This is a genomic window from Lactobacillus sp. UMNPBX19 (genome assembly GCF_002553805.1).
Lineage (GTDB): Bacteria > Bacillota > Bacilli > Lactobacillales > Lactobacillaceae > Lactobacillus.
In genome coordinates this window covers 14013-26645 of sequence record NZ_PCYR01000004.1, presented here as the reverse complement: position 1 = coordinate 26645, position 12633 = coordinate 14013, and the positions used below count along the sequence as shown (strand labels likewise).

The following is a 12633-nucleotide window of genomic DNA, read 5'->3' as shown; positions in this document are numbered from 1 at the left end:
ACATCAGAAGAATGGGACAAATTAAAGATTTTTGAGGAATAAATATGTATGCCTGGATTATACCTAAAGATATGAGTAAACCATACTTATCACCGATTTTTGCCCGAGCAGTGCATAGTGGAGATTGGCCAGAAAACGAAAAAGGATGGCATGAATTTTGCATAGCTCTAGATTACTCTAAATCCAATTTGATAGAAGTAGATACCTATTCTAGGGCAGGAGTTATGCATGTTGTGACTATTGACAGTAATACCTCTGACTGGACTCCTAAAAATGCATATTTCGGTTCAATGGATTTTTTAAAGAAATATAATCCTGAAAAAATTTGTGAAGAAATATCATCGCAAGATTTAGAAGAATGTATCAAAATAGATAAAAAATATGGCTATCAAGAAATTATAAAAATAAAAGCTCAAAAAGATATCGATGATTTGATGAGTAGTGCCTTGAGCTTTCATGATGCGCATATTGAAGCTAAAAATGATGAAATTCATGTAGTTTTTGACCCATATTGGAATAGAAAAATAGAATTATGGTTTGAAGAAAAGCCGAAATATGAAAATAGACTTGAAGATCCTGAATACTATTGGTGGGATGGTGGATCAATTTTCATGAATCAAGGTTATATATACTTATGTGATGAGATTAATGCGCATTCTCTGGATGAAGGTTACTGGGGCATGTATTTTGCAGGTAAAGGCCTGTTCTATAGAGTTTTACCCAGTGATAATAATTGAAAATTAAACAAATTTACAAATAGCTACTTTTTCAAATAAGAAAAAAGTGGCTTATTTTTTTATCTTGATTTCTGGTAATAATACTATAAATCCTCTCAGCTACTTTCTTCACTTTTTTAGAACTATCCTTATGAATACTGATTCCGACATCAAGATTAAGGGCAGATTTTTGGTATACTTATTTTGTGATTTTAAAGATGAAAGTTGATTAACAATGAAAAAACAAATTAAAGTTGTTGGTGCTGCAATTCTTAATCAAAAACAAGACAAAATCTTAGTAGCTAAAAGAGCTTCAAACCGGATATTGCATGATATGTGGGAGTTTCCTGGTGGTAAAATTGAAGCTAATGAAACACCAAAGCAAGCTCTTCAAAGAGAAATTAAGGAAGAACTAAATGTAAATATTGAAGTAGGTCCACAAGTTGGAAGAAGTACAGAATTTGAGTATGATTTTGGAGTAGTTCAGTTAACAGTTTTTTATGCTAAACTTCAGACACATGATTTTAAATTAGTTGCTCATAGTTCAATTAAGTGGGTAAGTGAAGAAGAACTAGCTAATCTGTCTTGGCCGAAAGCAGATGAAGAGATTGTTGAAGAATTAGGAAAACAAAAATTAGAGGATATAAATTTTGCAAGATAATATAAAAGGCGACTTACTAGAGACAGTAAAAAATAATTTTATTGATAAAGATGACTATCTGGAGGTTGGTAATTTATCAGCTGGCTTGATTTTGAATCAATCAAAAGGTACTAATGTTTATCGTGTTTTAAAAATGGAATTAGCTACTTGTAAGTCTTTCACTTTTGCTGTTGCATTTATTAACCAACAAGGATTAGCATCATTAAAAACAGTATTACATGATCTCTATAAGCGTGGCATAAAGGGACGTATTCTAACTTCAACTTATTTATATTTTAATAAACCGGCAATTTTTAGAGATTTACTTGAGGTTCAGAATGCTGAAATTCGGTTATTTAATGAACGAAATGATAATGACGAGGTTCTTCCTTTTCATGCTAAGGGATACTTATTTGACCATGATAAATATACTTCTGCAATTATTGGAAGTTCAAATTTAACCTCTAGTGCTATTTTTGGTAATTACGAGTGGAATTTACGTCTCAATTCTCTTTCAAATGCAAAGATCACTCAAGAACTTACTTTTCAAATTGAAAATGAATGGAATAAGGCAATTCCTTTAACTAAAGAATGGTATGAAGCTTATAAATTAGAATATAAAAAAATAAAAAAGAAAAACAACTTAGATCATCTAAATGATTATCAAATTGCAGATCAGAATATAATTGAGCCTAATTTAATGCAAAAGGCTGCCTTGGGAGAAATTGCAAATCTACGTCGAAAGGACATTAATAAGGCTTTGATTATTTCTGCTACTGGTACTGGAAAAACTTACTTAGGTGCGTTTGATGTTAAAAATTTTAAACCTAGAAGATTTCTTTTTGTTGTACATCGTGAGCAAATTTTAGAAGATGCATTAGAAAGTTTTCATAAGGTAATAGGTGGAACAAAAAAAGAATATGGGATATTCAGTGGAAATGATCAAAGTGGAATTAAAGCTAAATATGTTTTTGCCACTTCTCAAACTTTATCAAAAGATATCAATTTGAAACAATTTGCTAAGGATGAATTTGATTATGTGATGTTTGATGAGGCTCATCACTTAGGTGCAAGTCAATATCTAAAAATTTTTAATTATTTTGAACCTAAGTTTTGTTTAGGAATGACTGCAACTCCGGAGAGAACAGACGATTTTAATATATTTAAGCTATTTGATTATCACATTGCATATGAAATCAGGTTGCAAGATGCTTTAGAAAATAAAATGCTAGCTCCCTTTCAATACTATGGGGTTGAAGATTATGTTTATGAAGATCATGTTATCAGTGATACAAGTTCTCTAAGTGATCTAGTGGCTGATGAGCGCGTGGATTATATAATTGAACAAACGAAATACTACGGCTATTCCGGAGATATACTTCATGGATTAATTTTTTGTAGCAGAAATAAAGAAGCAGAGGAGTTAGCTGAAAGTCTCAGACAAAAAGGGATACAAGCAAAATCCCTATCAGGAAAAGACGATGTTGAAACTCGTGACGAAGTAGTTGAAGAACTAGAAAAAGGAAAGATTAATTACATTGTAACAGTTGATATTTTTAATGAGGGAATCGATATTCCTTGTATTAATCAAATAGTATTATTACGTAGTACTAAATCAAGTATTGTTTTTGTACAACAATTAGGTCGTGGACTACGTAAGTTTCCGGGTAAAGATTATTTAACAGTTATTGATTTTATTGGAGCATATGATAATAATTACATGATTCCAATGGCTTTATCAGGCGATAAATCACATAATCGAGATAATTTAAAAGACGATCTTGATGTAGAGCCTATTTATGGTGTATCGGTTATTAATTTTACTCATGTTGCTAAAGAAAGAATATATGAATCGATTAATCATTCTAATTTAACGGTTAAAAGGAAGCTCCGTAATGAGTATTTGAATGAGAAAAAGAAAATTGGTCGCATTCCTATGATGGCTGATCTGCAAGCTAATTCAATTGATTGTCAAGTAATTGCCGATAAATATAAGAATTACTATAAGTTTCTACTTGAAATGGGAGAAGAGATACCTAAATTAGAGACTTACCAAGAGAAAGTCTTGACATTTTTGACTGTTGTCTTAGCTAATGGAAAACGACAACATGAACTATTGCTTTTACAAGAATTATCAAAGAGAGAAAAAATAAGTAAAGAAGATTATAGTAAGATATTAAATAAAAATAATTGTTACTTTGATCAAAAAACTAGTGAATCTATAGATTGCATTTTGTCTTTAAGCTTCTTCGACGGAAAAGCAATTCCTAATAAAGAATCATATGGTGGACGATCACTTATTAGCAATGAAGATAATTTTTATCAACTTGATTCTGTTTTAAAAGAAAGTTTAAATAATACTTTCTTTAAAGATTTATTTGTAGATGCCCTTAAAACTGGAATACTACGATCAAAAAGATATAATTCAAATCAAAGTTTTACAGTTGGTGAGAGGTATACTCGTGCGGATGCATGTCGATTATTAAATTGGAAACACATTGTTTCAGGACAAAATATTGGTGGGTATCGCTTTGATGATAACTTAAAGAATTGTCCAATTTTTGTAACATATGATAAGCGCAAAAGTCACTCGATTAATTATCCAGATCACTTTATTAGTCCCAGTTTGATGAATATTTATTCAAAGACTAATCGAAAATTAGATAGTAATGAAATAGCTAAATTTAAAGACCCAGATATTGATTTGCATTTATTTGTAAAAAAATCTGATGATGATGGAGTTAGCTTTATCTATCTTGGTGAGTGTAGTTCTATTGAGAATAGTTTTGTTCAAGAATATCAAAAAGTCATCAATAAAAAATCATTGGAAGAGAAAACGGTACCTGTGGTTTCTTTTAATCTTAAGTTGAAAATACCAGTTGAATTAAATAGATACTATATGTTAACTAAGCTCCAATATTAAGTAAAAAATGAATTTATTCCATTAAAACGGTTGATTAGCTAATCGACCGTTTTTTCAACCGAAAAACGCGCGCAAAAATAAAAACTTCCGATTTAACTTAAAGTCGGAAGTTTTTTACTATCTTCTTATTAAGGCCAAAGTGAAAAATAGACCAATGTAAATTGTAAAGTATAGGGATTCATTTTTGATGAAAATCATATAGGTTTTATGCTTGTCCGGATTATTGAAGAAAGTCTGTAAATTTTTCCATAAAAATGGGGTTATTAGCACAACCAGAGTATTAAACCAGCTAATTTGGTTTATAGCTGCTAAAAGAATCGGAGTAAGAAAGCCCAAAATGGTAAGGATTTTCAATAAATAAATCGATTTTTGAGTTCCAAGATAACTCGCAAAGGTCTTTCTACCATTAATAAGATCTTCACGTAAATCGCAGGTATTATTAGCTAGTTGGGTGGCAAAAAATAAGAAGAATATTGGTAAACACTTAAGTAGGGTCGTTAAGAAAGTGGTCCAGGTAAAAGTGTAATGTCCGCAAATCGCAACATACACGCCGACTTCAATAATAAAAACTGAAATCATCCCACTAACAATTAATTCACAAAATTTAGTTGCATTAAGCGGCTTAGGACCAGCCGTGTAAAAGATTCCGAAGAAATAGCCAATCATCCCTAATATTAAAACGATATAGTTAGTTCGGTATACTAAAATTAGACCTGGAATAGCTGAAACAGTATACATAATGACCATTAATTTTTTAACTGCCGGTAGTGAAAGTTTCATGCGACCAATAGTATTAGTAACAGTTAAGAAATGCGGATCTTTGCCGTGCAAATAATCAAAATAGTCATCTGCAATATTAACTGCTAGATCAAATAAAAAGACATCTAAAAAGCAGAGTAAAATATTGATAATGTTTAGATAGTGAAAGTCTTGATAGGCAATTGCACTGGCAAATAAAAACCAAATTAGATTTAAAGGCGCAATATAAATTTCTGATAGTTCGTAGAAAGCTGCCCAAGTAATTTTATTTTCCATTGTTTTCCTCGATATTATAAATGAAATCCTTAATTTATAATACTCATTTTTTAATTGATGTAAAATAGGGCGCTATAGTTGACAGACAAAAATTTGGAGTTAACTCCAAATTTTTTACCTTTAAAGATAAAAAAAGAAACTAGCACCAACTAGTTTCTTCCTTAAATTACTATCTTCTAAAGAAAATATGTCTCTTTTTTCTTTCGTAAGTAAAGCCTTGACCTAGGGCTTCATGAACATCGATAACTGAAACAAAGGCATTAGGATCTTCACGCAAGATTAATTCTTTAACCTGACTAATTTCACGCGGTGAAATTACACAGTAAATGATTTTTTTAGCTGATCTATCAAATCCACCCTCTGCATTTATGAAGGTATATCCTCGATCTAGCTGAACATCAATCATTTTAGCGATTTGTTCATATTTATCAGAAATAATAAACAATCCCTGTGCAGCATAGGAACCAGCTTGAATAGAATCAGTAATTCTAGCTAAAACAAAACTAGCTAGCAAAGTATAAATCATATGTTTAATATCAAGGTAACTAAGAGAAATAGTTAAGACAAAAGCGTCAAGAGCTAGTAAAGATTTTCCAACTGGAATCCCTAATTTTAAATCTAAGATTCTGGCAATAATATCTGTTCCACCCGTGGTTCCGCCGTATTTAAATACAATACCGATCCCAACACCAGAAAATAAACCTGCTAATACACCAGCAATAAAAAGATCATGGTCTAAATTTAATTGGTTTATAATAGGAAGATGAAGCCAAAAGGATAAGAAGAAGGATAGACAAAGTGTACCCCAGATTGTCAAGGCAAGGAGCCGTTTGCCCATAAAGCGATATCCGATTATAATTAGGGGGATATTTAGAAGTAACGTAGATAAACCTGGATTGATGTGGAACCAATACCGAAGTAAAAGGGCAATACCACTAATCCCGCCATCAGCAAGTTTGTTAGGGATGCTGATGGCATCTAAGCTAAAGGCATATATGCTGCAGCCTAGAGTAATGAAGAAGATTTGTTTAAAGAGTTGTTTATTGAATAATTTAGTCATGTTACTTCCTTCTTTCTATATTAAGAAGTGTGAAAATTAAGGGGAATAGGGAATATATGAAGATTAATAATTTACCGAAAGTTTTTACTGCCGCGCTTCCAGTTTTAAAAGAGATTAATGAGGCGGGGTATGAGGCCTATTTTGTCGGCGGGAGTGTGCGGGACTTGCTTTTAAATCGGCACATTCATGATGTCGATATTGCAACTAGCGCCTATCCGATAGAAATTAAGCAAATTTTTAAGAAAACAATTGATACTGGAATTAAGCACGGAACCGTCACTGTTCTTTATGAGGGTGAAAGCTATGAGATTACAACTTTCAGAACTGAATCTGGCTACCAAGATTTCCGTAGACCCGACCATGTAACTTTTGTCCAAAACTTATCAGAAGATTTAAAGCGGCGTGATTTCACTATTAATGCTCTAGCAATGGACGTGGATGGAAATATTATTGATCACTTTGACGGACTAGGTGACTTAGAAAAGCATTTGATTCGTGCCGTTGGAAAAGCTGAGAATCGTTTTCATGAAGATGCCTTAAGAATGATGCGTGCAGTTCGATTCATGAGTCAATTGCAATTTACGCTTGAACCAGAAACAGAACAGGCAATTAGTGACAATCATGAGTTACTAAGTAAAATTTCTGTTGAACGTATCAGAGATGAATTCGTAAAAATGGGTATTGCTCTTGGCAGCCAAAAGGCATTCCAAATCTTTTTAGATACTGGTTTATCAGAAGAAGTACCTGGTTTTAGGGGTAAAAAAGAGAATTTAGCTCTTTATCCTCAACTTAATTTTAGCCCTACTAATGAAGCTAATCTATGGGCTTTGATGATTATTTTACTAAAATTACCAAATGACAAGATTCCTCACTTTATGCGGATGTGGAAGAATTCTAATGCAATGGAGCGTCAAGTAGCTGATATTGTTGCTTTCTTTGACTTAATTAGTTCGCATGCTCCAAATAATTATGATCTGTATAAAGCTGGTTTAGAAACAATTGTTTCAACAATCGATTTAGCTCATATTTTGGGCCAACCAATCAATGGGAGTGCATTGGTTGATAGTTACGAAGCATTACCAATTAAGAATAATCGTGACCTAGTAGTAGATGGCCACTTTTTATTAAAAAATGGTATTCCAGCTGGACCAAGAGTTGGGCTTTTATTAGAAGAAATTAAAAAAGCCGTTTTAGAGGGAGTAATTAGTAATAACAAGGCAGCGATTACTGAATTTATTTCTTTAAATCATTAACTAAAAAAGCAGACAGTGATAATTGTTTTCACTGTCTGCTTCTTTTTTAAACATAAAATAGAATTGAAAAATACATCAGGATTGAACCTAATAAAACAAACATGTGCCAAATCACGTGAATGTAGGGGACGCCGCGCATTGAAAATAAGATGGCACCGACAGTATAGGCAATTCCGCCCCAGACTAAGAGCCAAAATCCAGTTGGCCCAAGAACTGGGTAAAGGGTACTGGAAGCAATAATTACAATCCAGCCCATTAATACGTAAAGGATAGTATCTAAAACAACATGTTTTCCCTGATTAAAGATATAAAATAAAATACCAAAAATGGCCAGGGCTAAAATAATACCAAACATTACCCATCCCTTTACCCCGCCAATTGCGACTAAGGTATAAGGAGTGTAGGTTCCAGTAATTAAAATAAAGATGGAAGAGTGATCGAATATTTGAAACACTCGCCTAGCTCGAGTAAAAATCAAACTATGATAGAGTGTTGAAAAAAGATAAAGGATAACCAAACTAGAGCCATAAAGAGTAAAGGCTGTTACCCTCAGGGCACTTCCTGTATGGGCAGCTTTCACAATTAGAACTACCAATCCTGCAACAGCCAGTCCAAAGCCAATTCCATGAGTAATAGCACTAAAAATGTTGTTCAAAATGTTATAGGTTTTAGACCGATTTTTAGGTTCTTGCCACAATTGTTTAAAAGACATTCATTTATTCCGCCTTATATAATAACTTTATAATCTATTTAATAAATTTTAACTCATTTTTGTATTTTTGATATACTTGAGATTGTACTTAATAAATTCTAACATAGAATAATAATTATAGAAGAATAGGGGATAGCACTTAGAATGGCTAAGATTAAAGTAGTAACTGATTCCTCAGTTCAATTAACTCCTGAAGAAATTGATAAATACGATATTACAGTCGTTCCATTAACTATTACTATCGATGGTAAGACTTACACAGATGGCATTGACATCAGTCGAGAAGAATTTGTAAAGAAGATGGATGCGTCTGAAGAATTACCAAAGACAAGTCAACCATCAATTGGAATTTTTGAAAAAGTATTTAAAGAATTAACTGCCGATGGAAGCCAAGTAGTAGGAATTTTTCTTGCTCGTTCTTTAAGCGGAACAATTGAAGCTGCTAGACAGGCTGCTGACATAATTGGAAAGACTAAAGAAGTAACTTTAATTGATTCTGAACTAACTGATCGTGCAGAAGCTTATCAAGTGCTGGCCGCTGCTAAGGATGCGCAAGCAGGCAAGAGTCTTGAAGAAATTGTAAATCATGTTGAAGACCTTAAAAAGAAGCAAAAATTACAGATGATGGTAGTTAACCTAAATAACTTGATTAAAGGTGGACGTCTTGGCCCATTAGCTGGTAAAATTGCTACTTTACTAAATATTAGAATTGAATTGCATATGCCAGGTGGAAATTTAGACGTTGCTAAGAAAGGCCGCGGAAAGAAGTTTTCTAAGAACTTTGATAAACGTATTTTAAAAGATATTGAAGAACATAAACAAGATATCAAAGAAGTAGCAATTTCTTATGTTGATACGCCTGAAGATATGGAAGTTTGGACTAATAAAATTAAAGAAATTAACCCTGATATTAAAGTGTTAACTCGTGTTACTAGTCCAATTATTGCAACTCATGCTGGTAGTGGTGCTTATGCAGTATTCTACACAACGGAGGACTTTTAATGGCTTATCGTGAGAGCTTTTATCGTTTTTTAATGACTCAAAGAAATCCTGATTCTTTAGATGATATTGCTGAATTTGCTAACAATGCTCAACATGACAGTTCTTTTCCAAAACAAGAAGAAGACTATGAAAAATTGTCAGAATATTTAGAATTAAATGCTGGCTATTTACCAAGCATGAGCGTTTTTGACAAGGCATATCAATTATATTTAGATAATATGAACTGAGGCTAATATGGCAGAAGTAGAACCAAATAATTCTCATCAAAATAAGGAAATTTCAAATAATAAAAAGAAGCATCTTCCCAAATATGCTCAATTTTTGTTAACTGGTATAGCTGGTGCGGCAATTGGTGCAGGTTTGACCTTTGGAATTATGGAAGTTAAGGAACTAAAGTCACCTTTTTATCAAGTTGAAAAAGTGTATGAGCAATTACAAGGTTCATATTATAAAAAAGTCTCACCGCAAACGTTGCGCCAAGGGGCAATTAACGGGATGCTTAATAGTCTTAATGATCCTTTTTCTGAGGGATTAAGTGGGGCAAACCAAGAACAAGTTAATAATATTTTAGAGGGTTCGAGCTTTGGCGGAGTAGGTATTCAGATGGCAGTACGCAACAATAAAGTTGTTGTGGACTCTATTGTTGCTGATTCTCCAGCTTCAAAAAGTACTATTAAACCTGGCGATGAGATTGTTGCTGTTAATAATAAAAAAGTAAGTGCAGCTCAGTTTAGTAAAATAGCTCCTTTAGTTAGAGGAAAAATTGGTACAAAAGTTACCTTGAAACTTAGACGTGCTAATTCTACTTTCAACGTTACCTTAAAGCGCGCTAAAATCTCCCAATCCAGCTTAACTAAGCGAACTGAAGGTAACGCAACAATTATTACAATTACACAATTTGACGTTAATACCGCTAAAGATTTAAAGAGTGCTTTAAAGTCAATTAATACTAAAAAATATCCTAAGTTAATTATTGACTTACAGGATAATCCTGGTGGCGCAATGGATGCTGCTTTGAAGTCTGCATCATATTTCTTGCCAAATAATAAAATTATTATGCAATATCAGGACCGCAAGCAAAAAGAAGTTATTCGCTCTGATAAAAAACTTTCTGGGGGCTACCATACAAACCTAAAGCCAATTATTTTAATTAATGCAAATACAGCTAGTGCTAGTGAAATCTTTACCGCAGCTCTTGTTCAAAATCACCGGGCAGTTTCTGTCGGTCAAACAAGCTATGGTAAGGGAACAGTGCAGGAAGTAGGGCAGACGCAAGATTCTGAATATAAATATACAATTGCTAAGTGGCTTACTCCAAATGGAACTTGGATCAACCAAAAGGGGCTAAAGCCAACCTATCCTGTTCCTGAATCTTCTTTAGCTAAACTACCTCAATTCCAAAGTATGAGTATTTTGAAGAAATCGATGACTGGTGTTGATGTGGCAACTCTGCAGCAATACTTGACTGCCTTAGGTTATATGCCAAAGTATGTTACAGGAGTTTTTGATGATGAAACTAAGAATGCGGTTATTGAGTTTCAAAAAGCCCATGGCTTGACAGCAGATGGTATAGTAAATGGGCAAGTACAAGCTCAACTTTATTTAGCAGTTGCACAAAAACTGCAAGATGATAATTCTGCTTTAAAGAAGGCAATGAGTTTGAATCTAAAGGATATGGAGGATTAAAATGGCAACTATTCAATGGTATCCAGGACATATGAATAAGGCTAAAAATCAGTTAGAAGATAATCTAGACCTGATTGATGTCTTAATTGAAGTTTTAGATGCGCGTTTACCAGTTTCTTCTCGTAACCCAATGATTGGACAATTAACAAAGAAGAAACCGCATATTATTGTTTTAAATAAGGCTGATTTGGCTGATCCAATTCAAACTAAAAAATGGACCCGTTATTATCAAGATGAGGGTAACTTCGTGATTTCGATGGATGCCCAGCATACTACAAATATGACTAGTCTATTTAAAATTATTAAGTTGGCTGGTAAGGAAAAGACAGATAAATTAATTGCAAAAGGTGCATCAAATCCAATGATTCGAGTAGCTATTGCAGGAATTCCAAACTGTGGTAAATCTACTATTATTAATCGTATGGTTGGTAGAAATGCTGCAATTGTTGGTGATAAGCCTGGTGTAACACGTGGACAGAGTTGGTTAAAGACAAAGACTAATGTTCAGATTTTAGATACACCAGGGATTTTGTGGCCTAAGTTTTCTGATCAAGAAGTAGGTTACAAATTAGCAGCTTGCGGGGCAATTAAGGCGGATATTTTTCATCCCGATGACGTTGCCTTATTTGTGATTGAATTTTTGAAGCAAAATTATCGCGATGATCTTGTTAAATTTGCACGAATTTCAAGTGAAGAGATGGACAGTATGTCTAATCCAGATTTATTGTTAGCAATGACCAATAAATACGGTATGCGAGATGACTATGATAAGTTTTCACTCTTTATGCTTCAACGTTTACGCAAGGGAAAATTGGGAAGGATTACGTTCGATCTTAGATGACGATTACTGAAATAAAAAACTTACTTCAAGGAGAAGTAAGTAAAGAGCAGTTAGAAGAATTAAAAGCTGATGAACGAAAGGGTGTCCAAAAGCTCTTAATTAGCTATGAAAAAAGACAAGCTAAATATGCTAAAGCATTAGCTCAATTTCAATCCCGTTTTTCTTATGAAAAAGAATTTTGGCAAAAGGATCGACTTGTTGCTGGGGTTGATGAAGTAGGGCGTGGACCGCTTGCTGGCCCTGTAGTTACAGCTGCGGTTATTTTGCCACATGATTTTGACTTAATTGATGTTAATGACTCAAAAAAATTATCACCTAAGAAGAGACAGGCGCTTTTTCCAAAGATTCTAGAAAAAGCTGTCAGTGTTAGTGTCGGCTTAGCTAATAATGATGTAATTGATCAGATTAATATTTATGAAGCAGATCGTGTGGCAATGGCTCATGCTGTTCAAGGTCTAAAAGTAAAGCCGGATGCCTTATTAGTTGATGCGATGAATGTACCTTTAAACATTCCCCAAGTTAAATTAATTCATGGGGATGCTAAGTCTAACTCAATTGCTGCCGCTAGTATTGTAGCTAAGGTGTTTCGGGATAACTTAATGGATGCTTATGGTGAGCTCTATCCAGAATATGATTTTAAACATAATGCAGGCTACGGAACCCGTGAGCACATGGAGGCTCTTAAAAAATACGGTCCAACCCCGATTCATCGGAGATCTTTTGCTCCAGTTAGTGAATACGAAAAATAATTAAAAAATAAACCTT

General features: G+C 33.5%; 12 protein-coding genes. 9 read left to right on the top strand and 3 right to left on the bottom strand.

Annotated elements, in window-relative coordinates:
* The first annotated feature begins 44 nt into the window (after positions 1–44).
* From CP370_RS02090 to CP370_RS02080, 3 genes are all read left to right on the top strand, one after another.
* A complete protein-coding gene (locus CP370_RS02090) occupies positions 45–737 on the top strand; it encodes a hypothetical protein (RefSeq protein ID WP_087712950.1) in 693 nt (230 codons plus the stop codon).
* 214 nt (positions 738–951) lie between these two features.
* On the top strand, positions 952–1377 hold the full coding sequence (locus tag CP370_RS02085; RefSeq protein WP_004894537.1) for a (deoxy)nucleoside triphosphate pyrophosphohydrolase: 426 nt from the start codon (positions 952–954) through the stop codon (positions 1375–1377).
* Positions 1367–4279, top strand: coding sequence for a DEAD/DEAH box helicase (locus CP370_RS02080; RefSeq protein ID WP_087712951.1), 2913 nt, complete (start codon positions 1367–1369; stop codon positions 4277–4279). The genes CP370_RS02085 and CP370_RS02080 overlap by 11 nt, the downstream gene beginning before the upstream one ends.
* Before the next feature lie 117 nt (positions 4280–4396).
* Here the strand turns inward: CP370_RS02080 and CP370_RS02075 are convergent, their stop codons facing one another.
* Complete coding sequence (locus CP370_RS02075; protein ID WP_087712952.1) at positions 4397–5314, bottom strand: prenyltransferase; 918 nt, start codon at positions 5312–5314, stop codon at positions 4397–4399.
* Between the two features lie 169 nt (positions 5315–5483).
* Positions 5484–6374, bottom strand: a complete 891-nt coding sequence (locus CP370_RS02070; RefSeq protein ID WP_087712953.1) for a YitT family protein — start codon at positions 6372–6374, stop codon at positions 5484–5486.
* 56 nt (positions 6375–6430) lie between these two features.
* Between CP370_RS02070 and CP370_RS02065 the strand changes: the two genes are divergently transcribed.
* A complete protein-coding gene (locus tag CP370_RS02065) occupies positions 6431–7627 on the top strand; it encodes a CCA tRNA nucleotidyltransferase (protein WP_087712954.1) in 1197 nt (398 codons plus the stop codon).
* 46 nt (positions 7628–7673) lie between these two features.
* Here CP370_RS02065 and CP370_RS02060 read toward each other — a convergent pair whose 3' ends face one another.
* Positions 7674–8339 carry a hemolysin III family protein gene (locus CP370_RS02060; protein ID WP_011161942.1) on the bottom strand — a complete coding sequence of 222 codons (666 nt, stop codon included), beginning with the start codon at positions 8337–8339 and terminating at the stop codon, positions 7674–7676.
* Positions 8340–8483: 144 nt separating this feature from the next.
* On the opposite strand from CP370_RS02060, the gene CP370_RS02055 reads away from it, so the two are divergent.
* The 5 genes from CP370_RS02055 to CP370_RS02035 are packed head-to-tail and all read left to right on the top strand — an operon-like array spanning position 8484 to position 12617.
* On the top strand, positions 8484–9341 hold the full coding sequence (locus tag CP370_RS02055; RefSeq protein ID WP_087712955.1) for a DegV family protein: 858 nt from the start codon (positions 8484–8486) through the stop codon (positions 9339–9341).
* Complete coding sequence (locus tag CP370_RS02050) at positions 9341–9568, top strand: YozE family protein (protein WP_004894551.1); 228 nt, start codon at positions 9341–9343, stop codon at positions 9566–9568. Before CP370_RS02055 ends, CP370_RS02050 begins: the two co-directional genes overlap by 1 nt.
* 7 nt (positions 9569–9575) lie before the next feature.
* A complete protein-coding gene (locus CP370_RS02045; protein ID WP_087712956.1) occupies positions 9576–11027 on the top strand; it encodes a S41 family peptidase in 1452 nt (483 codons plus the stop codon).
* Between the two features lies 1 nt (position 11028).
* Positions 11029–11868: a ribosome biogenesis GTPase YlqF gene (gene ylqF, locus CP370_RS02040; RefSeq protein WP_004894556.1), complete on the top strand. Its 840-nt coding sequence runs from the start codon at positions 11029–11031 to the stop codon at positions 11866–11868.
* Positions 11865–12617 (top strand): ribonuclease HII, encoded by a 753-nt coding sequence (locus CP370_RS02035; protein ID WP_087712957.1) that lies wholly within the window; start codon positions 11865–11867, stop codon positions 12615–12617. Before ylqF ends, CP370_RS02035 begins: the two co-directional genes overlap by 4 nt.
* Positions 12618–12633: the final 16 nt, after the last annotated feature.